The organism is Buttiauxella ferragutiae (genome assembly GCF_022637515.1).
In the GTDB taxonomy this organism is placed as follows: domain Bacteria; phylum Pseudomonadota; class Gammaproteobacteria; order Enterobacterales; family Enterobacteriaceae; genus Buttiauxella; species Buttiauxella ferragutiae.
Genome location: NZ_CP093332.1, coordinates 4662319 through 4686405 on the forward strand (window position 1 = coordinate 4662319; position 24087 = coordinate 4686405).

The window sequence follows — 24087 nt, forward strand, 5'->3', positions numbered from 1 at the left end:
GGTAGCGGAGAAAAAATTTGCTACTCCTCAAGAGGAAGCCAAACAAAAGAGTAAATTTTTCTCCGTTTAGAGGTAAATCTGCATATTTCCTGCAGTATTTTGCTAATTTGGTAGAAAAGAGTTATTGGAAAGGTATCGTTAAAAAACTAACTAATTGTTTTTAAAGTATTTGTTTTGAGTGTTTTGCTTTAAAGGAAATTACCCACCCACCGCGAATGTGAGCTGGCGCAACTCGTGAGGTTAATGCGGTGTGACAATATGGCCACCAGATTTTGACTCACCTCACACTGCAACGGCGATTCAGAATTAATCACTGTTTATTGTATCCATATGGTTAAGGTTTAGATTTTTTATCTACCATTTCGCCATACGGTTACAGCAAATTATCAGGAAAGCCGGTTAACGCGCGTTTCTCCGTTCTCAATCGCCAATTGATACAGCGTAAACGGCGTATGCCTCTCGATAAGCGTCGCCAGTTCTGGCGAGTGGCTGGTTAACCAAATCTGCGTGTAGCGACTCGCTTGTGCGATCAAACGTGCCAGTGCGGGCAACATCTGTGGATGCAGGCTGTTTTCCGGTTCATTGAGGGCAATAAAACGTGGCGGTCGGGGGCTAAGCAACGCGACGGTCAGGCACAAGAATCGTAATGTTCCGTCAGAAAATTCAGCCGACTCCAACGGGCGATTAATCCCCTGTCGGTGCATCATCATCTGGAAACGCCCGTTCCTGTTATCACAGAAAAATGTGCATTCAGGGAACGCTTCATCCAGCACCGCAAACAGTAATTCGCTATCACCTATTTCAACGATGGTCTGGAAAGCCGCGGCCAAATTCAAACCATCACCGCCCAGAACAGGCGAGCGATAACCGACCTGCGGCAAACGCAATCCGGCCCCCTTGGTAATATCGAATTCGTGGTAGAAACGCCAGTTGCGCAGTATTTCCCGTGCGCTGGAAACTTCAGGATAAAGATGCGGCTCGCCTAACTGGCCGAACAAAGATTCGTTTTCGTAGAGTGTGGCGGCATGCGTCACCTTCTCACCGTTCACATCATTGAGAAAAACCGCCTGGTTACGCCGGTGCATAATGGAAGATGAAGGGCGACGGCGGAAACCACTCAGCCAAATTTGTTCTTCTTTAACAATAGGATCGAGATCAAACATGGTTGGATACGGCAGTTTATCAGGGAAGCCGACCTGCACTTCATACTCAAAATCGTCGGTATCTACCGCCAGTGTCATGCGGCGCGGCGCACTGGCATACCCTTTGGCGCGATCGCCCGCCCACATCACTTTCTGAATACCGCCTTCATCCGATAACCAATGCGACAACTGCCCCATCGCCGCCCCGTGAATCAGATGGATTGCTTTATAAATGTTGGATTTACCGCAGCCATTAGGACCAAAAACCACATTCAGCCGTTCGAGATCAATGGAAAGCTTGCGCACGGAACGGTAGTTGTCGATATACAGGGATTTGATCATGGCGGTGTGGAATCCGGTGATGGCGAGGTTCGTATTATGGCAATTGTTTGCCCTCACCCCAACCCTCTCCCACAGGAGAGGGAGAAAAACTCGATCCATCCCCCTCCCTCAGGAGAGGGAGAAAAACTCGATCCATCCCCCTCCCACAGGAGAGGGAGAAAAACTCGATCCATCCCCTCTCCCTCAGGGAGAGGGAGAAAAACTCGATCCATCCCCCTCCCACAGGAGAGGGAGAAAAACTCGATCCATCCCTCTCCCTCAGGAGAGGGAGAAAAACTCGATCCATCCCCTCTCCCTCAGGGAGAGGGCCAGGGTGAGGGTGGTAAAACACACATAGCAAAACGCCCCGCACAATTTACACTGTGCGGGGCGTTCCTGAATGGTTGAAGCTGACCGATAAGCCGGGTTCTGTCGTGGACAGTCATTCATCTAGGCCAGCAATCGCTCACTGGCTCAAGCAGCCTACCCGGGTTCAGTACGGGCCGTACCTTATGAACCCCTATTTGGCCTTGCTCCGGGTGGAGTTTACCGTGCCGCGAACTGTTACCAGACGCGCGGTGCGCTCTTACCGCACCCTTTCACCCTTACCTGATCCCACTTGCGTGGGCCATCGGCGGTTTGCTCTCTGTTGCACTGGTCGTGGGTTACCCCCCCAGGCGTTACCTGGCACCCTGCCCTATGGAGCCCGGACTTTCCTCCCCTCCGCCTGTCTCCTTCCGAAGAAGGACGACGACGAAGCGGCGACTGTCTGGTCAGCTTCGGCGCGAAGTATAGAGGTTTTACCCGCCCCTGTCACCCCTGCTAACGGGTGGTATTGATACCTATCGCCACCGTTGCCGCAATATTGCGCGACGCACGATAAATATTGTCGAATGCGTTTTTCAACGCTTCTTCCAGCGTAACAATACTGTTGAGCACACTGAACACTGCATCGATGCCATGTTGATGGACTATCGCCACATCGCTGGTCAGTGAACCTGCAATACCAATCACCGGTTTACGGTACTTTTTCGCCACGGCTGCCACACCTACCGGGACTTTGCCACGAATACTCTGGCTATCCATACGCCCTTCGCCGGTCACCACCAGCGAGCAGTCATGAATGTGTTCTTCAAGGTGCAGAGCTTCGGTCACAATCTCAACGCCACTGCGTAATTCTGCGCCAAGAAACGCCATTAAAGCCGCGCCCATGCCACCCGCGGCACCCGCGCCTTGCGCATTTTTCACATCAATATGTAAATCTTTTTTAATCACATTGGCGAAGTGGGCAAGGTTGGCATCCAGCTCAACGATCATCGCTTCGTCAGCCCCTTTTTGCGGCCCGAAGACACGTGAAGCGCCGTTATCGCCAATTAAAGGATTCGTCACATCGCAGGCCACGTTAATCACGCAATCTGCCAAACGGGTGTCGAGGCCTGAAATATCAATAGTGTTCAGGCTCATTAAACTGCCACCTCCGTGGCTAATCTCTTTGCCCGTTGCGTCACACAGTTTCGCGCCCAGCGCCTGCACCATGCCCGCGCCACCGTCGTTGGTTGCGCTACCGCCGATGCCGATAATAATGTTGCGCGCACCGTTATCCAGAGCGCGTAAAATCAGCTCGCCAGTACCATGTGATGTAGTAATCAATGGGTTACGGTTTTTGAGCGGTACTAGCGCAAGTCCGCTGGCTTCAGCCATTTCGATAAACGCCGTCTTGCCGTCGCCGGACATTCCCCAAAATGCGCTCACCGGTTCGCCCAACGGCCCGGTCACTGTTGTGGTGATTTTTTTGCCTTGTGTCGCACTGATCATGGCATCGACCGTACCTTCCCCGCCATCTGCAACCGGGACCGATATATATTCTGCATCAGGAAATATCTCACGGAATCCTTTTTCAATGGCCTTCGCCACATCAACAGCTGAGAGGCTTTCTTTATAAGAGTCGGGTGCGATTACGATTTTCATAATGTATCCATGCCAAAAACTTAAGGGCCGAGTTTTGTAGGGTGGATTCATCCACCAATTATTGGCGGGGGCGCATGGCTTGCCCGCCCTACGATTGATTACCTGGCGACTTCTACTTTTGCCAGTTTTTCGTAGTAACACGCGATGGCGCTATGGTCATCGTTACCGTGCCCATCGGCTCGCAGCGCCTGCATCATCTCCATCACTGCCGCAGTCAGTGGCAATTGGGCACCAACGCCGTGGGAGGTATCCAGCGCATTTGCCAGATCTTTAATGTGCAGATCGATGCGGAAACCTGGCTTGAAATTACGATCCAACACCATCGGCGCTTTCGCTTCCAGAACGGTGCTGCCCGCAAGACCGCCACGAATCGCCTGGAAGACTAACTCCGGGTTAACACCTGCTTTGGTCGCCAGTACCAGCGCTTCAGACATCGCCGCAATGTTCAGCGCTACAATCACCTGGTTTGCCAGTTTGGTGACGTTGCCGGCACCGATATCGCCGGTATGCACCACGGAACCGGCCATGGATTTCAGCAGGTCGTAATACTTGTCGAAAATCGCTTTGTCGCCGCCAACCATCACAGACAACGTACCTTCGATAGCTTTTGGCTCGCCACCGCTGACCGGTGCATCCAGCATGTCGATACCTTTGGCTTTCAGCGCTTCGCTGATTTCACGGCTTGCCAGTGGCGCGATAGAACTCATATCGATAACCACAGTGCCCGGTTTTGCCCCTTCAATAATACCGTTCGCACCCAGTGCCACTTCTTTCACATGCGGGGAGTTAGGCAGCATGGTGATGATCACATCACACTGCTCGGCAATATCTTTAGGCGTGGCTGCGGTTTCGGCACCCGCCGCAATAATTTCAGCAATAACCTCTGGATTACGGTCGGCAACCACCAGCGAATAACCAGCTTTGATGAGGTTTTTACTCATTGGTTTGCCCATGATACCCAGGCCAATAAACCCAACTTTCAGTGTCATAATTCAGTCTCTCTCTTTAAATGGTGGTTATTTTTTAAAAGAATCAGCGAGTTTCTGCGTTGCAGAGCGGAAGCAGCCTAAATCGCTGCCAACGGCCACAAAGGTGGCGCCCCATTCCAGATAACGGCGCGCATCCGCTTCAACGGGTGCCAGAATCCCGGCCGGTTTACCGTGCGCTTTAGCACGAGCAAAGATGTGTTGGATGCAATGTTGCACTTCCGGATGCGAGGCATTACCCAAATGGCCCAACGCCGCCGCCAAATCACTTGGCCCGACAAAAATGCCGTCCACGCCGTCAGTCGCGGCAATCGCATCAACGTTATCCACTCCCTGCTGGCTTTCGATTTGCACCAGAATCGTGATGTTCTTGTTGGACTGTGCGAAGTAGTCCGGCACGGTGCCAAACATATTGGCGCGATGCGAAACAGACACGCCGCGAATCCCTTCCGGTGGATAGCGGGTTGAAGACACCGCCAGCGCCGCTTCCGGCTGGGTTTCCACAAACGGAATCAAGAAGTTGTAGAAACCAATATCCAGCAAGCGCTTGATAACCACCGGATCGTTAGTTGGTGCACGAACCACCGCCGCACTTTCGCTACCCTTTAACGCCATCAGTTGCGGGATAAAAGTGGTGATGTCGTTTGGCGCATGTTCGCCATCCAGCACAATCCAGTCGAACCCTGCCAGCCCCAGCACTTCAGTACTGATAGGGTTTGCCAGTGCAGACCAGCAACCGATTTGCGTCTGATGTGCTGCCAGTGCCGCTTTGAATTTGTTGGGGAAAACGTTGTTATTCATCTGTTGCCCTTATTTATTCAGTTATCTGTTGAGAGAATTACTTCTGCAATTCCATACGTTTAATGTCGCCAACTACGAACAGATAACAAACCATTGCCATCAGCGCCGAGCAGCCAACAAAGATCAGCGCCGCATTGAAGGAGTGAAGCTCAGAAACCAGGTAACCAATCACCAGTGGTGTCACGATAGAAGCCACGTTACCGAACACGTTAAAGACCGCACCACACAGACCGACCATCTCTTTTGGAGCCGTGTCGGCAATAACCGGCCAGCCCAGGGCACCAAAACCTTTACCGAAGAAAGCGAATGCCATCAGCGCGATAACCAGCGCGGTACTGTCGGTGTAGTTACAAAGAATGATGGTGGAAGCCAGCAACATTCCGAGCACAATCGGTATCTTACGAGCAACAGTCAGTGAGTAACCGCGTTTGATTAACGAATCTGAGAATACGCCGCCCAACACCCCGCCAGCGAAGCCACACAGAGCCGGAATAGAAGCCACCATCCCCACTTTCAGAATCGACATACCTTTATCTTGCACCAGGTAAATCGGGAACCAGGTCAGGAAGAACCAGGTAATGGTGTTGATAAAGTACTGACCGAAGAACACGCCCAGCATCATGCGGTTAGTCAGTAATTGTTTGATGTAATGAAGTTTTGGCCCCTCAACCACGGCACCTGGTTTTTTGTGGTCCATATCGACCACTGCGCCGCCTTTAGTGATGTAATCCAGTTCTTCTTTTGACATACGCGGGTGGTCAGTCGGGTTATGGATAAACTTCACCCACAGGAAAGTCAGCACAAAACCGATACCGCCCATTACGGTAAACACGTGTTCCCAGCCCCAGGCAAAGGTCAACCAACCGAGTAATGGAGAGAACAACGCCAGCGAGAAATACTGTGCAGAGTTAAAAATCGCAGATGCGGTGCCGCGTTCTTTGGTGGGGAACCAAGCCGCCACAATACGGGCGTTCGCCGGGAAAGACGGTGCTTCAGAGAAACCGAGCATAAAGCGCATGATAAACATGGAGATACCCGCATACGCCAGCGGTACCATGTCGACAAAGCCCTGCATAAAGGTAAACAGCGACCAGAAGAACAGGCTGTAAGTGTAGACTTTCTTCGAACCGTAGCGGTCAAGCAACCAGCCACCAGGGATTTGCATCAGCAGGTAAGCCCAGCCAAATGCTGAGAAAATATAACCCATTGAGATTGCACTGAGTTGTAATTCTTTAGCAACTTCAGTACCTGCAATAGAAAGTGTGGCGCGATCCGCATAGTTAATCGTCGTCACAATAAAGATAATTAATAATATTAGGTATCGCGTATGCTTACCTTTTTTAGACTCAATGGCTGTATCCAAAATCATTTTTCACATCCTCTGTTGCGGGTACTTTATTCAAGGATTTTTATTTAATAAGATATTAATAAATTATATTTCGGGATGGCACTGCTTAATATATGCAACACAGTATAGCCACCAGTAACTCAATGGACATTAGGCATCCGCCCAATTAATGACATTAAAAACAATAAATAGTTAACCCTATGCACATGTTTGTGGGGGGTATTGCACAATTTCATTGATTGCCCACCCCTCCAGATTAGGCGTCACAATATAAAGTGATCTCGCTCACATTTTTATTCCTCACGGACTGACATTCTTTATTTAGCTTGTGAGAAGTCACGATTAGAAAAATTCTGGAGAATAGCGACAATGTCAAATATAGAAATTAAACAACAACCCCCTGGCTCCTTTTATATAAAAGTTCATGAGACAGATAATGTCGCTATTATTGTTAATGATAACGGCCTGAAAGCCGGTACGCGTTTCCCGGATGGTCTGGAATTAATCGAACATATCCCGCAAGGCCATAAAGCTGCACTGATTGATATTCCCGCACACGGTGAAATCGTCCGTTATGGTGAAGTGATCGGTTACGCGGTGCGTGATATTCCACGCGGTAGCTGGATTGACGAATCACTGGTGGAATTACCAAAAGCGCCACCACTCCACACGCTGCCATTAGCGACCAAAGTACCGGAACCTTTGCCGCCGCTGGAAGGTTATACCTTTGAAGGTTATTGCAATGCGGACGGCAGTGTCGGTACCAAGAACCTGCTTGGCATCACCACCAGCGTCCATTGCGTTGCTGGCGTGGTGGATTATGTCATCAAAATTATTGAACGTGATTTGCTACCGCGCTACCCGAATGTTGATGGCGTGGTCGGCCTGAACCACCTTTATGGCTGTGGCGTGGCGATCAACGCCCCTGCGGCAGTCATTCCAATTCGCACCATCCATAACATTTCCCTGAACCCGAACTTTGGCGGCGAAATTATGGTGATTGGCCTCGGCTGCGAGAAATTGCAGCCAGAGCGTCTGCTGGAAGGCACAGATGACGTTCAGTCGATTAATGTCGGCGATGCCAGCATCGTGCGCCTGCAAGACGAACACCACGTCGGCTTTAAATCGATGGTCGACGATATTTTAACAGTCGCCGAGCGCCATCTTGCCAATCTGAACAAACGCCAGCGCGAAACCTGCCCGGCGTCAGATCTGGTTGTCGGTATGCAGTGCGGCGGTAGCGATGCATTCTCAGGCGTGACGGCTAACCCGGCAGTAGGTTTTGCCTCTGACTTGTTAGTACGCTGCGGCGGCACGGTGATGTTCTCTGAAGTCACCGAAGTGCGCGACGCCATTCACCTGTTAACCCCACGCGCCATCAATGAAGAAGTCGGCAAACGCCTGCTTGAAGAGATGGAATGGTACGACAACTATCTCGATATGGGTAAAACCGACCGCAGCGCTAACCCATCGCCGGGCAACAAAAAAGGTGGCCTGGCAAACGTAGTGGAAAAAGCGCTCGGTTCTATTGCCAAATCAGGGCAAAGCGCGATTGTTGAAGTGCTTTCTCCAGGGCAACGCCCAACCAAACGCGGCCTCATTTTCGCGGCAACACCGGCCAGTGATTTCGTCTGCGGCACGCAACAGGTCGCATCGGGCATTACGGTGCAAGTGTTCACCACCGGTCGCGGCACACCATACGGCTTGCTTGCGGTTCCGGTGATTAAAATGGCCACCCGTACCGCCCTGGCAAACCGTTGGTACGACTTAATGGATATCAACGCCGGTACTATCGCCACGGGCGAAGCGACCATTGAGGATGTCGGCTGGGAATTGTTCAAATTTATTCTTGATGTCGCGAGTGGACGCAAGAAAACCTTCTCGGATCAGTGGGGGCTGCACAATGCTTTGGCGGTGTTTAACCCAGCGCCAGTGACCTGATTTTTTGAAAAATGGCGGATGACGCCAACGCTTATCCGCCCTACCGATTTTGTAGGTTGGATAAGCGCAGCGCCATCCAACACCAGCCTCATCCCGGCAATTTCTGGCGACAAACCTTCAACACCAACTGCCGCAACCATTGATGCGCGAGGTCGGCTTCCGAACGTGGATGCCACATCAACGACACCGTAATCTCATTGGTTTTCACCGGCAGCTCAAAAACAAACAATCTCGCTTCCCCTGAGTTCCCATTCAATCCTGGTTGATTTAACAAAAACGTCGCCGGAACCAACGCCACCAAATCAGACGCTTGAGCCACCGCCAGCGCCGCAGGGAAGCCCGGCACCATTGCCACAATCTTGCGTTCTAAATTAAGCTCAGCCAGCAATACATCCACTGGGCCGGTTCCACGTTCATGGCGGGAAACCACCACATGCCCCAACGCGGCATACTTCGCAGCCGTTATTTCCCCATACTGTTCCAGCGAATGCCCTTTCCTGACCACACCAACAAACTTATCGCGATACAGCGTGGTGAGCCGTATTTCCGGCCCCATCTCACCGAGCACGCCGACCTCAAGGTCAATCAAACCTTCACGCAAATACTTCGCTGTTTTCTCCGGTTTGGGCATAAAACGCAGTTGCGCTAAAGGCGCGACAGCAGCAGCCGCGGCAATCAATGCGGCACCAAAAATCTCGATAAACCCGGCGTTCGTTCGCAGAGTAAAACTGCGCTCAAGCGTGGCAAGATTGAGCGCGCTTGAACACGGGCGCAGTATCGCCCGCGCTTCAAACACCGCATTTTGCGTGCGCTCACGGATCTCCTCGGCATAAGGTGTCAGCACCATGTTACGCCCGGCGCGCACCAGCAGAGGGTCACCCGTAGTGGCACGAAGCCGACTTAATGTGCGGCTCATCGCCGAGGCGCTTAACCCCAGACGGCGCGCAGCACTCGCCACACTTCCTTCCGCCAGAAGCACATCTAAAGCAATCAGTAAGTTCAGATCGGGTTCATTCATAAAGTCATAGTAACCAGAGAAGGCGTTTGGTGCAGGTTATTAATGCAAATGCTGCGTCTTCCGCCACATCTCAGGCACCGCTATATTTTCGCCATCAACCTGCGAAAGAGAACTATAACCGATGGCGTTATTTACCGATCAACCCGGCGATGAAGGATTACCAGGCCGCGAGCGCGGCTTAGCAATGGTAGCAGTGATGACTATGGCAGCGATGGTCGTTTTCGATGGCTCGATGATCAACATCGCGCTACCACAAATCGCATGCTCATTAGGCGCATCAGTGTCTGCCACCGTTTGGGTGGTGAACGGCTATTTGTTATCCGCAGCGATGACGCTGGCGATCTTTGCGGCACTTTCCAGCCGTCTTGGGTTCCGTGCCATCTTCACCTTCGGACTCAGCGTTTTTACTCTGGCATCCGTCGGTTGTGCGCTGTCGTCATCACTGGAAATGCTGGTCATTATGCGCGTATTACAAGGTATCGGCGGTGCCGCGACCTTAAGCATTGGCCCGGCAATCCTGCGCTCGGTTTTCCCCAACCGCCTGCTCGGACGCATCCTCGGCCTGAACGCATTACTGATTGGCACCAGCACCGCCATCGCGCCTATTCTGGGTGGAACCTTACTTTCGGCATTGAGTTGGCAATGGCTGTTTGCGATAAATATTCCGTTGGGAATCATGGCTGTGATACTCACTCTGCGCGCGGTTCCCCATAATCCGGCATTAACACGCGAACCGTTTGATTTTGCCGGAGCCGTTTTATCCGCCGTTGCATTAGGTGCGCTGGTGATGGCGGCCGACGCCTTCACACATCAGGGAAATAGCGACCTGATAACCGCATTGATTTACGGTGGCATCGCAATTGTCACCGGAATGGCGTTCATCTGGGTTCAACGCCGCGCCACAAAACCGCTGCTCCCGCTCAAGATGTTTGCCTCTTCCCGATTCTCGCTGGCAGCGCTCACTTCTTTAGCGTCTTTTGTCAGCCAGGGGATAACCTTTATCGCACTGCCCTTCCTGTTCCAGAGCGTCTACGGTTACAGCGCGCTGGTTTCGGCACTGCTTTTCACACCGTGGCCCATCGGCATTATTCTGGCTGCACCCCATGCCGGGCGTCTTGCCGACCGCTATTCAGCGGCGATCATTTCCACCATTGGCTTGAGCATTTTTGCGGTTGGCCTGGTATTGCTGACGATGCTCCCGGAACACGCGCAGGCGTGGGATATCTGCCTGCGTAGCCTGTTATGCGGAATCGGTTTTGGCTGCTTCCAAAGCCCGAACAACCGAGAAATGCTCTCCAATGCCTCACGCGAAAACAGCGGCTACGCTTCAGGCGTGCTGGCAATAATGCGCACCTTCGGCCAGTGCCTCGGAGCGGCATTTGTGGGCGTGTTTATGTCGCTTTATGCGCAGAACAGCGCCGTGCAAATCAGCTTGTGGGTAGCCGTCATCGCCACGGTTTTAGCCATCGCGCTGAGCGTGAGCCGGTTGCGGGGATATAAATTAGCGGCAGGGTAAGAGATATTGAATCGTCTGAAAGGTGTGGTTTGTGCCACACCTCTTTACATCACTTGCCAAAAACCTTTCTTTGTTGCTCCTACCCGCTGAAGCCTTCCTTTGCCCTGTAACGACTTAATGTTTCGTTCGATCGTTCTGCGGCTGCAACCCAACACCGCGACCAGTTCAGTAACGGTTGCGGTGGGTTTGTCGGCTAAAATGGCAAGCAGTCGGGATTCACTAGCATTCATTTCTTCCGCCATTTCTTCCGCCATTTCTTCCGCCACTTTGGCGATTATGCCTTGTTGAGTCGCAATACCTTCGGTCAGACCTTCAACTAATGTCTCGAGCATGAAATCAATAAACGCAGTGCAGTCACTAACCCGGTCACATTCACCCAATACCCGGTAATAGCTCTGCTGCTGATGATGAATAATGGTTTCTATGGGCAGCCATGCTAATTCTTCACGCCACTCGCTAAGAATTAACGTTTGCCATAGACGTCCCATTCGCCCATTTCCATCGGCGAAAGGATGTATAAACTCAAATTCATAGTGAAAAATAGAACTGGCGATCAGCGGATGCACTTCTGTTTCACGCAACCAGCGCAGTAAATCAGACACTAAACGTGAAACCTGGTTGGCTGGTGGGGCCATATGGATTAACTGTTCATCCCTGTAGACCCCAACATTTCCGCTTCTGAATTGCCCTGGAATATCCACTAAACCCATCATTAAAATCCGCTGCGCCGCGAGCAGATCCTGGATACTTTCGCTTTTCCATGAAGACATCGCTTCATAAGCAAGAATGGCATTACGGACTTCCTGAATATCTTTTGCCGGTGCCAGTACTCGTTTGCCGTCCATAATCGCAGAAACCTGCTCTGTGGAAAGGCTATTGTGCTCAATGGCTAGCGATGCCTGAATGGTGCGAATACGGTTTTCTTTGCGCAGCATTGGAGAGGCTTGTTCCGCATGAGCCGCCCATCGACCTAGCAACTCACCTATTTCAACCACACGATTAATAATTGATGGCGTGACACTAAAGGGGGGTTGATAACCAGCCATTAAACGCCCTCCCGGCATGCCATAAACTCTTCAATCTCGGCAAGGGTTGACGTGCCTTCCATCGGGCCGCGTTGGGAAATGGCGAGCGAGCCGCTGGCATTGGCGCGGGCTAATGCATTCGGCACGCTATACCCCGCGAGGAACAAACTGACAAACGTGGCACCAAAGCAGTCTCCGGCACCGGTTGGGTCAATCACGTCAACCGGGTAACCAGGCACATGATATTGCTGGTCTTTGCTGTAATAACTTGCGCCGCGCGGGCCGCGTTTAATTACCACATGGCTGATTCCGCGAGCAAATAAACTGGCGACAATTTTGCTTTCATCGCCGGTTTTACTCAGCCCGAAATAGTCCAGTTCGCCATCACTGGGCAGGAAGAAATCGGTGTAATCCAGAATGTATTCAAATGCCTGAGACATCTCGGGAATGTTGAGCATCTCTTTGCGGATATTGGGATCAAACGACACCGTGCCGCCGTGGCTTTTCACGATGCTAATTGCCTTGCGCACCGCATCAATCAAACGAAACGAAAACAACGATGAACCCATAATGTGAAAATGCTGGCACTGCCGCAGCAGCGTTTCATCAAGATGACCGGCACTCAGCAAACCGCAGGCGCTGTGCGGCATATTAAAGATAAAATCACGCTGCGCCTGGCTGCGATAACTGACAAATGCACTGCCCGTCGTGGCGTTGGGCAACACCGAAATACCCTGTACATTTACCCCATCGCGCGCCAGGCGGGCAATGTTCATCTCGCCGAAAGCATCGTTGCCCACGCAGCTAAATAGCAGCGACTGAAAACCCAGCTTCGCCACCTGGTCGGCGAAAATGGCCGGAGCGCCGCTGGGATACGGCCCCCAGAATTCGCCGGGAGTGGAGAAACCTTGATTCTCTTTTTTCGCCAGAAATTCGACGAGCAACTCGCCGAGTGTCGCAATGGTCACGTTCATGAGCACGTCCTTTACCGCGCTGAATGCAGGGCAGGATTAATCCAGGTCAGGCATTCATTGTTGGTGTAGCTGTTAGATAAACCGACGGCAATAAACCGGGAATGGTATTCCGCCGCGACAATCTGCGGCGTCACCACTGCATTTATCTGGTTAAGCTTCCCTACTGCATAGCGCGGCTCTCCATAGACCGGGCGTTTGGTGAGCACCACCACACACTGCGCGCTCAGCTTAATGGCTTCCTGAAGCAGGGCCGCTGCGGATTCGCTACCAACATTGAGCGTCCCGTCATCACTGATATGTTCCACTTCTATCAGGCAACGCGAAGGCTGGTATTGCCTGAGCGACTGGAGTGAAAGCTCACCTTCCAGCGTCTGCCCACTGGCGCCTAATACGCCGCCGAGCAGCACCATTTCACCGTCAACGTAATCCCGCACGGGGGCAACGTGAGCCAGATCGTTTACCACCAGGCACAGTTCGCGGTAGTCCCCGAGAAAAGGGATTGCCTTACGCAGCACGCTACCCGCCCCCAGAAAAACAGTTTCTTCATCGCACACCAGACGCGCCACTTGCTTCGCCAGCTCAAGCCCAATAGCGGTATCCAACGGCTGGCGCACAGGCGCATCGTGTCTTGCTGCCACGGTGACCGGTTGAGCGGTATAAATCGCCCCACCAAAGGATCGTTTCAGATAGCCCTGCTGTTCCAGATAATTGAGATCGTTACGGATCGTCACGCCCGACACCGCTAACATTTCTGCCAAATCGTCGACTTTGATTTCACCGTTTTTACGGACGATCTCTGCGATGTCCAGACGCCTTTTCAGCAGGCTGGTAGAGGGTTTTGCCACAACATGACCTTATTGGCTTATCTTTCGGGAGCAATTCCCGACCATTAACTTTCATTTTTAAACTTCCATGGGGTGATGTCAATTAAGCATCTGGAAAGTGTGCATGAGCTATTGATAATAAAACAATAATTTCAATAAGTTGTCGTCTTCTACTTCGCTCATTAACTTACAAAACAAAACCAACAGTCAAATAATAACTTTCATTAAGTAAAAATTATCGCGTTTATGCGTCATGGATCACAGTGTTGTAGCAGATGGATCGTTACATTACTTTCAAAATGAAGGTTAAGTTTTATAAGTTCTTTAATTTTGAAAGTTAAAACAGTCGGAGAAAGCTATGTTCATCATTTCCAGTAAAAATATGCTCATCAAAGCCCAACACCAGGGTTACGCCGTTCCTGCCTTTAACATCCACAATCTCGAAACGTTACAAGTGGTGGTCGAAACCGCCGCTGAAATGCGATCCCCGCTGATTGTTGCTGGTACGCCGGGCACCTTCAGCTACGCAGGAACCGGCAATATTGTGGCGATCGCCGGCGATCTGGCACGTGAATACAACTTGCCGCTGGCGATTCATCTCGATCACCACGAAACCCTCGCCGATATTGAAGCCAAAGTGCATGCCGGGGTTCGCTCGGTGATGATCGACGGATCGCATTTTCCTTTTGAAGAAAACGTGGCGTTAGTGAAAGAAGTCGTCGATTTTTGCCACCGTTACGATGCCAGCGTTGAAGCGGAACTCGGTCGCCTCGGCGGCGTAGAAGACGATTTAGTGGTCGACAGCAAAGACGCGCTTTATACCAACCCACTACAGGCACGTGAATTTGTGGCACGCACTGGAATCGACTCGCTGGCGGTCGCCATTGGTACCGCTCACGGATTGTATGCCGCAGAGCCTAAGTTAGATTTTGACCGTTTGGCTGAAATCCGCGCCCAGGTTGATATTCCGCTGGTTTTGCACGGTGCATCCGGCCTGCCAGAAAGTGACATTCGCCGCGCAATCAGCCTCGGCGTATGTAAAGTTAACGTGGCAACCGAGTTGAAAATTGCCTTCTCGGACGCGCTAAAACAGTACTTCGCCCAAAACCCGAAAGCGAATGACCCACGCCACTATATGCAACCGGCAAAACAGGCGATGAAAGAAGTGGTGCGCAAAGTGATCCACGTTTGCGGCTGTGAAGGACAACTGTAAGGAGTGAGTGGTGATTTATACTCTGACCCTCAATACCGCTATCGATATGAATATCTTTAGCGACCCTATCAGGCCCGGCGTGGTGAACCGAACGCACCACACCGAATATTGCCCGAATGGAAAAGGTGTTAACGTCGCTCTGGTCTTAAACCATTTTCAACAACCCGCGCATATTCTTGGAATATTTGGTGGTTTTACCGGGCGTTATATTGTTGAAGAGCTACGCACGCGAAAACTCAGCGTGACACCAGCATGGGTAGATGAACCTACACGAATTAATATTTTCATTAATGACGGCGAGCAAGAATATAAGCTAGTCAACCCAGGCTCATTTATTAACGATGAATGCAAACAGCAAATCATTAATGAATTGACGAATTTAACCAATGCAGAATATCTGGTGATCAGCGGAAGTTTACCGCAAGGCATTGAAAGCAATTTCTATGCGGAAATTATGACGCTGTGCCAGAAGAAAAATATCGCGGTGATTCTTGATATTAGCCATCCCGCTTTAAAGCAGCTGCTGGAATTTAAACCATTGTTAATTAAACCTAACGATGAAGAAGTGGCGGCTATTTTTGGCCTGATGGTAAATTCTCATGAAGACGCCAGAGCCGCCCTGGCAGAGTTACATGCGCTGGGTGCACAAAACGTATTGATCACGCTGGGTGCGCGCGGCATGTACTTTTCCAATGGTACCGACAGCTGGTTTTGTCGCGCCCCAGCGATTGAACTGGTTAGTAGCGCCTGTGCCGGAGACGCCGCCCTCGCCGCTTTCCTCAGCGTCTGGCTGGCGGGCGGGGAAATTAAACGCGCACTGGCACTCGCCGCCGCGACAGGTGCTGATGTCGCCGGTTCCGCAGGTTTAGGCAAGCTCAACAACATCGACACTCTGTTATTGCAAATCCAGGTTGAAAAACTGTAGACACAAAACTATTAAAGGTCTGCTTATGAAAAAGATAATTGCGGTCACTGGTTGCCCTACCGGTATTGCTCATACTTTTATGGCGGAAGAAGCCTTAAAGCATGCAGCAAAAAAACTCTCTGTCGACATTAAAGTAGAAACCAACGGTGCCAGCGGCGTGGAGAACGCCATTACACCCGCTGATTTAATTAATATTGCTGGCGTTATTATTGCAGCAGATAAAGACGTGAATGCCGATCGTTTTAATGGCCTACCAGTGATTGAAGTTCCGGTTAAAGAAGCGATTCATCATCCGACAGAGTTAATTAATAAAGTGCTCAACGGTGAAGCAGCGATTCGTAAAGGTGATAAAAACATCACCGCCACCCATAGTGAAAAGGAGTCTTTCGGTCGCCAGGTTTATAAGCATCTGATGAGCGGCGTCTCTAATATGTTGCCGTTTGTGGTAGCGGGCGGGATTTTAATCGCCGTCTCCTTCCTGTGGGGAATTTATTCTGCCGATCCTAAATCAGCCGAATATAACGCCATCGCTGCCATGCTGATGAAGATCGGCCAGCAAGCCTTCTCGATTATGGTGCCGGTATTCACCGCTTATATTGCTTACTCGATTTCCGGCAGACCCGGCATGGTGGCGGGTTTTGTCGGCGGCTTACTGGCGAATGCCACCGGAGCTGGTTTCCTCGGCGGGATTATTGCCGGGTTTGCTGCCGGTTATTTGATGCTGTATGTCAAACACCTGCTGGAAGGTATGCCACGGCAATATGAAGGGCTGAAATCGATATTTATCATGCCATTAGTCGGTGTACTGGCGATTGGTGTGCTGATGGTATTACTCGGCCAGCCGGTCGCAGCCATCAATAACGGCATGATGAACTGGCTCGCGTCATTGCAGGACTCGAACCCTATCCTGCTGGGCATTGTCGTCGGTGCGATGTGTTCCTTTGACTTCGGTGGCCCGGTAAACAAAGCGGCCTATGTAACCGGCACATTATTGTTAGGCCAGGGAAACTACTTCTTTATGGCGGGTGTCTCCGCCGCCTGCATCACACCGCCGCTGGTCATCGCGCTGGCCACCACGTTCTTCCCGAAAGGCTTTACTGAGGACGAACGCGCAGCAGGCATGGTGAACTACATTCTCGGCTGCACACATATCACCGAAGGCGCGATTCCCTTTGCCGCCAAAGATCCGCTACGCGTGATCCCGATGATGATGATCGCTTCGAGTATTTCCGCTGTTCTCAGCTACAGCCTGCATATTCAGGTTCCTGCTCCCCACGGTGGTTTCTTGATCCTGCCACTGGTAAGTAAACCGCTGGCCTGGGTACTGTGTATTCTTGCGGGTTCCGCTTGTGGCGCGGTGATGTTAGGTACATGGCGCTTGTGGTTAAAGCGCACGGATACCGTGACAGTTCAGCAAGGGGGCCAGAATGCAACTCTGTGAGCAGGACATTGTGCTCAGCGAAGAGCGGGTCGATAAGAAAACGGCGTTAAGCCTGGTGGCGGCAAAACTGGTCGAAGCAGGCAACACCACCAACGGCTATCTGAGTGGCATGCTGGCTCGCGAAGCGCAAATTTCGACTTACCTGGGCAATGGCATCGCGATTCCCCACGGCACACCAGAAACCCGCGATGCGGTGCGCCACACAGGCGTAAAAGTCATCGTCTTTCGCCACGGTGTGGAATGGGGAGACGGGAACAGGGCGAACGTAGTGGTGGGTATTGCCGCCCGTTCCAATGAGCACCTGGATATTTTACGCCAGCTAACGCATGCGCTAAGCGACGATTACGTCCCGTCGGCCATAGAAAACGCCCAAACGTCAGCCGATATTTTAACAATTTTGAGCGGCCAGGCTGCCGATAAACCACCTGAATATGAAGAACAAAAAGGTGAGCAAGCGACCTTTGTGATTCATAACCCACACGGTCTGCATGCCCGTCCGAGTGCGATTCTGGTGAAAACCATCAAGCAGTTTGACAGCGCCATTAGGGTCATCAATCTGGATATGCCCGCCCCAGGTGTTGACGCAAAGAATCTTATGCGCGTGGTGTCATTAGGGGCGAAAAGTGGGCACCGGCTGCGTTTTACTGCCAATGGCCCCGATGCCCTGAACGCACTAAACGCCATCGGGGAAGCCATTAGCAGCGGGCTGGGTGAAATCACCACCTTCCCAGTCACGCCGCCACCCCATCCCGCACCGGAAGCAAAACGCAACTGGCTGGCACGTCTGTTTAATTAATGTTTCCTTTCGATTGAAACGTTCAGTAGCTTTCGTCTGCTGAACGTTTTTTTGCATTTAACTTAATGGCAACACATATAAAACACTGAATAATAATCAATAATTTTACATCTGGTGTAAATTTCAGACGCAGATCACGAAAGCGGACAAAGATCTTTGCTCTGAATGCAAAACATAACGAAAATAAACAAAAGAAAACGGAGGTTTAAGATGAAAGAGATTATTGCCCGTCATAAGTCCGGTGAGCACATCGGTGTCTGTTCAGTTTGCTCGGCTCATCCATTAGTGATTGAAGCCGCACTGCGTTTTGATTTGCACAGCGAACGCAAAGTTCTGATTGAAGCGACTTCAAATCAGGTTAACCAGTTCGGCGGTTATACAGGCATGCAGCCCGCTGATTTCCGCGATTTTGTGTATCAGATAGCCAATGAAGTGGGTTTCCCTCACGCACGCATTATCCTCGGTGGCGACCATCTGGGGCCAAACTGTTGGCAGGATCAACCCGCGGCACAAGCTATGGAGAAATCCCTTGAGCTGATCAAAGCGTATGTTGCCGCAGGGTTCAGCAAGATCCACCTCGATGCGTCAATGTCTTGCGCCGACGATCCTGTTCCCCTTGATCCGCAGGTTGTGGCCAACCGCGCCGCCCTGTTGTGCCAGGCCGCAGAACAAACTGCAACCCGCGAGCAGAAAAAACATCTGACCTATGTGATTGGTACCGAAGTCCCGGTTCCGGGCGGCGAATCGAGCGCTATAGAAGGGGTTCATGTCACACGAGAATGCGATGCAGCTAACACGGTTGAAACTCATCGTCTGGCTTTCACCGCGTTAGGGCTGGAACAAGCGCTGGATCGCGTGATTGCAATCGTGGTGCAGCCTGGCGTCGAGTTTGACCATACACAAGTGATTCACTACCAACCGCAGGAAACCGAAGCACTTTGCGCATGGGTCAAGAAAACCCCGCTGGTTTACGAAGCACATTCCACGGATTACCAGTCCCGCAAAGCGTATCGCGAGTTGGTGCAGGATCACTTTGCGATCCTCAAAGTGGGCCCGGCGCTGACTTTCGCGCTGCGTGAAGCGATTTTTGCGCTGGCTAAAATTGAAAGCGAACTGATCGCCCCGGAAAACCGCAGCCAGGTATTACAAGTCATCGATGAAGTGATGCTCAATGAGCCGAACTACTGGAAAAAGTATTACCACCCGACTTTCAGCCAGGCGATGGTCGATATTCACTTCAGCCTTTCCGATCGCATGCGCTACTACTGGCCGCATCCGCGTATCCGCCACAGCGTAGAAAAACTGGTCACCAACCTCGGCGATATCACCATTCCGCTGGGCCTGCTGAGCCAATATCTGCCGATGCAATTTGAGCGCGTCATGACCAGGGAACTTGAGGCTACGCCGCACGCCCTGATCCTCGACAAAATCCAGGATGTGCTGCGCGCCTATCGCTACGGCTGTTCACTTTCTGCTGCCTGAGGAAAAACCATGACGCAAATATTTACCCGCACCGGCATCCATTTCGCCAGCAGCGATGAAGCGTTAAAACACATCGGTGCAGAGATGCTCGCCAAAGGGGTGGTGCACGACAGCTATCCTTTGGCGCTGCTGGAAAGAGAAGCCACATTTCCTACCGGCATTGACCTGGAACATCATGCTGTCGCAATCCCGCACTGCGAGGCACAGCACGCTAAATCTCCGGCGCTTTATTTGATTCGTCCTGACGAACCGGTGCGTTTTCAGCGTGCCGACGACGACGACGATATTCCGGTGACGTTGATTATTGCCCTGATTGTCGAAAACCCTGCGGCGCAGCTGAAGCTGTTGAAGCGCCTGTTTGGTGAACTACAAAATCCGGAAGTGATGGAGGCGTTGCTCACCGCACCGCCGTCGCAACTGGGCGAGTTATTCCGCAACACCCTTCTCGAACCGCAGATGAGTGCGGTTTCGTAAGCATAATAAAACGGAGATACCCTATGAAACGTAAAGTAATTGTTGCCTGTGGCGGTGCCGTTGCGACCTCAACAATGGCAGCGGAAGAAATCAAAGAGTTATGCGAAGCACATAATATCCAGCTTGATTTAGTGCAGTGCCGGGTCACTGAAATCGAAACCTACATGGATGGCGCAGACCTGATTTGCACCACCGCGCGCGTCGACCGTACTTTCGGCGATATTCCGGTGGTTCATGGAATGCCGTTTATATCCGGTGTGGGTATCGAAGCGTTGCAGCAAAAAATCCTGACCATCCTCGCGGAGTAGAGCCATGTTTAGCGAAATCATGCGTTACATCCTCGACCTCGGCCCCACCGTGATGTTGCCGCTGGTTATCATCATCTTCTCAAAACTATTGGGAATGAAACTCGGAGACTGCTTCAAATCCGGCCTGCATATTGGTATTGGGTTTGTCGGTATCGGGTTGGTCATCGGCCTGATGCTGGACTCTATCGGCCCGGCGGCGAAAGCTATGGCGGAGCAATTCCAGATCAACCTGCATGTTGTTGATGTCGGCTGGCCTGGTTCGTCGCCAATGACCTGGGCTTCGCAAATTGCGCTGGTCGCGATTCCAATTGCCATCGCCGTAAACGTCGTGATGCTGGTAACTCGCATGACGCGCGTGGTGAACGTCGATATCTGGAATATCTGGCATATGACCTTTACCGGTGCGCTGGTGCATCTGGCAACCGGTTCTTACTGGCTGGGGATTCTGGGCGTGGTGGTTCACTCAGCATTCGTTTACAAACTGGGCGACTGGTTTGCGAAAGACACGCGCGATTATTTCGAGCTTGATGGGATAGCCATTCCGCACGGCTCCTCAGCGTACCTTGGGCCGATCGCGGTGCTCGTTGATACCATTATTGAAAAAATTCCCGGTCTGAACCGTATTCATTTCAGCGCAGACGATATCCAGAAACGCTTTGGGCCATTCGGTGAACCGGTCACCGTCGGCTTTATTATGGGGATTGTGATTGGCGTGCTGGCAGGCTACGACGCAAAAGGCGTACTCCAGTTAGCGGTGAAAACGGCGGCGGTGATGTTGCTGATGCCACGTGTGATCAAGCCAATCATGGACGGTCTGACGCCTATCGCGAAACATGCCCGTAAACGTCTACAGGCGAAGTTCGGCAGCCAGGAATTCTTGATCGGCCTTGACCCAGCGCTGCTGCTCGGCCATACGTCGGTAGTTTCCGCTAGCCTGATCTTCATCCCGTTAACCATTCTTATCGCCGTGCTGGTACCGGGCAACCAGGTGCTGCCATTTGGTGACCTCGCGACCATCGGTTTCTTTGTTGCAATGGCGGTCGCGGTACACCAGGGCAACCTGTTCCGCACGCTGATTTCCGGTTCCATCATCATGGCTATCACGCTGTGGATTGCGACACAAACCATCGGCCTGCATACGCAACTGGCTGCCAATGCTGGCGCGCTCAAGGCGGGTGGAATGGTGGCATCGATGGACCAGGGCGGCTCACCGATTACCTGGCTGTTAATCCAGCTGCTGACCTGGCAAAACGTGGTCGGGTTCTGCGTGATTGGTGCCATTTATTTCACTGGTGTCCTTCTCACCTGGCGCCGTGCGCGCAACTTTGTGGCGCAGGAAAAAGCCCAACTCGCCGCCAGCCAGCCGGTGAATTCCGCTTCGTAAATCTCAAAGGTGATAAATGTGCTTTGTAGGGTGGATAAGCGTTAGCGTCATCCACCATTTACGCCAGTGGTGTCGGATGACGCTACGCTTATCCGACCTACGAAGAAGTTTGTCATCAGCCTGAGGGGAGCTAAGGCTCCCCGCTTTCTTTCTGGAGTCTGTTATGAAATCAGTGGTCATCTATGCTGAGGGCGATGTTCGCGTTGAAGAACGCCCGATGCCTCAGTTGCAAGCCGACGACGAAGTGCTGGTGCGCATTCATTGTTCTGGGTTATGTGGTTCCGATATTCCCCGCGTTTTCCACGATGGCGCGCATTTTTATCCCATCACTCTTGGCCACGAATTTAGCGGCCTGGTGGAACAATGGGGTCACAGCGTGGACGATTTAAAAGCAGGTGATGCGGTGGCCTGTGTTCCACTTTTGCCCTGCTTCTCATGCCCTGAATGCCAGCGCGGTTTTTTTTCACTGTGTAAAAGTTATTCGTTCGTCGGCTCACGCAGCGACGGTGGCAACGCTGAATATATCGTGATGAAGCGTAAGAATATTTTCAAACTCCCTGACGCCATGCTGCTTGATGATGGGGCGTTCCTGGAGCCAATAACCGTGGGGTTACACGCTTTTCATTTAGTCGGCGGTTGTGAAGGGAAAAACGTGGTGGTGATTGGTGCAGGTACCATTGGCCTGCTGGCGCTACAGTGTGCAGCGGCGCTGGGAGCAAGCTCAGTTACCGCCATCGACATCAACCCTGAAAAGCTGGAGCTGGCTAAAAAATTGGGAGCCACCCAAGTATTCAACAGTAAAGAAATGAGCGGCGCGGAAATTCGCCAGTCGATGTACGAAACACGCTTCGATCAGTTGGTGCTGGAAACCGCTGGAACGCCGCAAACCGTGGCATTGTCGGTCGATATCGCAGGCGCACGGGCGCAACTCGCGCTGATTGGCACACTCCATCACGATCTCAATTTACCCGCCGATCTTTTCGGGCAGATTTTGCGTAAAGAGCTGACTATCACCGGGAGCTGGATGAACTACTCCGCTCCATGGCCTGGGGTTGAATGGCAAACCGCAGCGCGGTTGCTGACTGAGAAAAAAATCCAGCTTGAACCCCTGATTGCCCATTCCGGTAACCCAGAAAGCTATGCTGCCGCCGTGAAAGCGCTGGATGGCAAACCGATGAATGGCAAAATTATGCTTAAACTCAGCTAAACCTCTCAACAGCGGCGGATAGCGTAATGAGTTATCCGCCCTAAGTGTTACTCTCGCCACATCATAGATTCTTTCGAAATTCATCGTTACTCTTTCATATCTCTTTCGTTTACACTGAGTAGAGTTAATTATTAGGCAAATTAAGATGAACTCGTTTGAAAGACGCAACAAAATAGTCGACATGGTCAATTCACAGGGCAGCGTACTGGTACTAGACCTTTCGAATACCTTTGGTATCTCAGAGGTCACTATCCGGGCAGACCTGCGAATGCTGGAAGAAAAGGGATTAGTCACGCGTTTTCATGGTGGGGCGGCGCGTCCCGGCAGCAGCCTGATGGAAGCCGAAAACGTGGAAGTGATGCTTGAAGATCGCTATCAGCTCGCCAAAGATCCTAAAAAGCGCATTGCCGATGCAGCTGCAAGCATGATCAAAGACGGCATGACAGTCATCCTCGACAGTGGCAGCACCACGTTGCTGATCGCTGAAGCGCTGCTCAAGAAAGCCAATATCACCGTGATTACCAACAGCCTACCGGCAGCCTTCGCGTTATCCGACAATAAAGACATTACCCTGGTGGTTTGTGGCGGCACGGTGCGCCACAAAACGCACTCCATGCACGGCACTCTCGCCGAACACTCTTTGCAGGGGATCAGTGCCGATATCATGTTCGTTGGTGCCGATGGCATGGATATGACTAACGGAATCACCACCTTTAACGAAGGTTATTCCATCAGCGCGGTGATGGCATCTGCTGCGCATAAAGTCGTGGCCGTACTGGACGCCAGTAAATTTAACCGCCGTGGCTTTAACCAGGTGCTGCCGATTAAACAAATCAACTGCATCATCACCGATGACAGCATTAGCAGGGAAGATAAAATTGAGTTGGAAAAGAGTGGATTAGAGGTGGTTCTGGTGTAAATGGTGGAGGCGCTTCGCTTATCCACCCTACGGTCGTGTAGGTCGGATTAGCGTAGCGACATCCGACAAAACCT

21 protein-coding genes and 1 other RNA gene are annotated in these 24087 nt (G+C 51.7%); 12 read left to right on the plus strand and 10 right to left on the minus strand.

Going from position 1 to position 24087, the window contains the following annotated elements; all coding sequences use genetic code 11:
- Nucleotides 1-386 precede the first annotated feature (386 nt).
- From MNO13_RS21505 to MNO13_RS21530, 6 genes are all read right to left on the minus strand, one after another.
- Nucleotides 387-1484: an AAA family ATPase gene (locus MNO13_RS21505; protein WP_237932142.1), complete on the minus strand. Its 1098-nt coding sequence runs from the start codon at nucleotides 1482-1484 to the stop codon at nucleotides 387-389.
- A gap of 381 nt (nucleotides 1485-1865) precedes the next feature.
- Nucleotides 1866-2244, minus strand: an RNA gene (gene rnpB, locus MNO13_RS21510) — RNase P RNA component class A.
- 41 nt (nucleotides 2245-2285) lie between these two features.
- Nucleotides 2286-3431 carry a glycerate 2-kinase gene (gene garK / locus MNO13_RS21515; RefSeq protein WP_241939291.1) on the minus strand — a complete coding sequence of 382 codons (1146 nt, stop codon included), beginning with the start codon at nucleotides 3429-3431 and terminating at the stop codon, nucleotides 2286-2288.
- Nucleotides 3432-3529: 98 nt separating this feature from the next.
- Nucleotides 3530-4420, minus strand: a complete 891-nt coding sequence (garR, locus tag MNO13_RS21520; RefSeq protein ID WP_064540445.1) for a 2-hydroxy-3-oxopropionate reductase — start codon at nucleotides 4418-4420, stop codon at nucleotides 3530-3532.
- A gap of 27 nt (nucleotides 4421-4447) precedes the next feature.
- Nucleotides 4448-5218: a 2-dehydro-3-deoxyglucarate aldolase gene (garL, locus tag MNO13_RS21525; RefSeq protein WP_237932144.1), complete on the minus strand. Its 771-nt coding sequence runs from the start codon at nucleotides 5216-5218 to the stop codon at nucleotides 4448-4450.
- A 37-nt stretch (nucleotides 5219-5255) separates the two neighbouring features.
- Complete coding sequence (locus MNO13_RS21530; RefSeq protein ID WP_064540452.1) at nucleotides 5256-6587, minus strand: MFS transporter; 1332 nt, start codon at nucleotides 6585-6587, stop codon at nucleotides 5256-5258.
- Nucleotides 6588-6935: 348 nt separating this feature from the next.
- Between MNO13_RS21530 and garD the strand changes: the two genes are divergently transcribed.
- Nucleotides 6936-8507 (plus strand): galactarate dehydratase, encoded by a 1572-nt coding sequence (gene garD, locus MNO13_RS21535; RefSeq protein WP_241939292.1) that lies wholly within the window; start codon nucleotides 6936-6938, stop codon nucleotides 8505-8507.
- Between the two features lie 88 nt (nucleotides 8508-8595).
- Here garD and MNO13_RS21540 read toward each other — a convergent pair whose 3' ends face one another.
- A complete protein-coding gene (locus tag MNO13_RS21540) occupies nucleotides 8596-9525 on the minus strand; it encodes a LysR family transcriptional regulator (protein ID WP_241939293.1) in 930 nt (309 codons plus the stop codon).
- Between the two features lie 121 nt (nucleotides 9526-9646).
- Between MNO13_RS21540 and MNO13_RS21545 the strand changes: the two genes are divergently transcribed.
- Nucleotides 9647-11041, plus strand: a complete 1395-nt coding sequence (locus MNO13_RS21545) for an MFS transporter (RefSeq protein WP_241939294.1) — start codon at nucleotides 9647-9649, stop codon at nucleotides 11039-11041.
- Between the two features lie 44 nt (nucleotides 11042-11085).
- Here the strand turns inward: MNO13_RS21545 and MNO13_RS21550 are convergent, their stop codons facing one another.
- The 3 genes from MNO13_RS21550 to MNO13_RS21560 are packed head-to-tail and all read right to left on the minus strand — an operon-like array spanning nucleotide 11086 to nucleotide 13885.
- On the minus strand, nucleotides 11086-12087 hold the full coding sequence (locus tag MNO13_RS21550; protein WP_232887206.1) for a Fic family protein: 1002 nt from the start codon (nucleotides 12085-12087) through the stop codon (nucleotides 11086-11088).
- Nucleotides 12087-13040 (minus strand): sugar kinase, encoded by a 954-nt coding sequence (locus tag MNO13_RS21555; RefSeq protein WP_232887207.1) that lies wholly within the window; start codon nucleotides 13038-13040, stop codon nucleotides 12087-12089. The genes MNO13_RS21550 and MNO13_RS21555 overlap by 1 nt, the downstream gene beginning before the upstream one ends.
- Nucleotides 13041-13051: 11 nt before the next feature.
- Nucleotides 13052-13885, minus strand: coding sequence for a DeoR/GlpR family DNA-binding transcription regulator (locus MNO13_RS21560; RefSeq protein WP_241939295.1), 834 nt, complete (start codon nucleotides 13883-13885; stop codon nucleotides 13052-13054).
- 337 nt (nucleotides 13886-14222) lie between these two features.
- Here MNO13_RS21560 and MNO13_RS21565 point away from each other — a divergent pair, with 337 nt between their 5' ends.
- The 10 genes from MNO13_RS21565 (at nucleotide 14223) to MNO13_RS21610 (ending at nucleotide 24013) form a co-directional block, all read left to right on the plus strand.
- Complete coding sequence (locus tag MNO13_RS21565; RefSeq protein ID WP_232887209.1) at nucleotides 14223-15077, plus strand: tagatose bisphosphate family class II aldolase; 855 nt, start codon at nucleotides 14223-14225, stop codon at nucleotides 15075-15077.
- Nucleotides 15078-15087: 10 nt separating this feature from the next.
- On the plus strand, nucleotides 15088-16002 hold the full coding sequence (gene pfkB / locus MNO13_RS21570) for a 1-phosphofructokinase (protein ID WP_241939296.1): 915 nt from the start codon (nucleotides 15088-15090) through the stop codon (nucleotides 16000-16002).
- A gap of 25 nt (nucleotides 16003-16027) precedes the next feature.
- Nucleotides 16028-17443, plus strand: a complete 1416-nt coding sequence (locus MNO13_RS21575) for a PTS fructose transporter subunit IIC (protein ID WP_232887211.1) — start codon at nucleotides 16028-16030, stop codon at nucleotides 17441-17443.
- Nucleotides 17430-18239 carry an HPr family phosphocarrier protein gene (locus MNO13_RS21580; RefSeq protein WP_241939297.1) on the plus strand — a complete coding sequence of 270 codons (810 nt, stop codon included), beginning with the start codon at nucleotides 17430-17432 and terminating at the stop codon, nucleotides 18237-18239. The genes MNO13_RS21575 and MNO13_RS21580 overlap by 14 nt, the downstream gene beginning before the upstream one ends.
- Before the next feature lie 210 nt (nucleotides 18240-18449).
- A complete protein-coding gene (gene gatZ / locus MNO13_RS21585; RefSeq protein ID WP_241939298.1) occupies nucleotides 18450-19721 on the plus strand; it encodes a tagatose-bisphosphate aldolase subunit GatZ in 1272 nt (423 codons plus the stop codon).
- A 9-nt stretch (nucleotides 19722-19730) separates the two neighbouring features.
- Nucleotides 19731-20195: a PTS galactitol transporter subunit IIA gene (gatA, locus tag MNO13_RS21590; protein ID WP_241939299.1), complete on the plus strand. Its 465-nt coding sequence runs from the start codon at nucleotides 19731-19733 to the stop codon at nucleotides 20193-20195.
- A 23-nt stretch (nucleotides 20196-20218) separates the two neighbouring features.
- On the plus strand, nucleotides 20219-20503 hold the full coding sequence (gene gatB, locus MNO13_RS21595; protein WP_232887215.1) for a PTS galactitol transporter subunit IIB: 285 nt from the start codon (nucleotides 20219-20221) through the stop codon (nucleotides 20501-20503).
- A gap of 4 nt (nucleotides 20504-20507) precedes the next feature.
- The gene (locus MNO13_RS21600) at nucleotides 20508-21887 is read left to right on the plus strand and encodes a galactitol-specific PTS transporter subunit IIC (protein ID WP_232887216.1); all 1380 of its coding nucleotides are present in this window, start codon (nucleotides 20508-20510) and stop codon (nucleotides 21885-21887) included.
- Between the two features lie 163 nt (nucleotides 21888-22050).
- Entirely contained in the window at nucleotides 22051-23094 is a 1044-nt protein-coding gene (gene gatD, locus MNO13_RS21605; RefSeq protein WP_232887217.1) for a galactitol-1-phosphate 5-dehydrogenase, read from the plus strand.
- Between the two features lie 145 nt (nucleotides 23095-23239).
- The gene (locus MNO13_RS21610) at nucleotides 23240-24013 is read left to right on the plus strand and encodes a DeoR/GlpR family DNA-binding transcription regulator (protein ID WP_232887218.1); all 774 of its coding nucleotides are present in this window, start codon (nucleotides 23240-23242) and stop codon (nucleotides 24011-24013) included.
- Nucleotides 24014-24087: the final 74 nt, after the last annotated feature.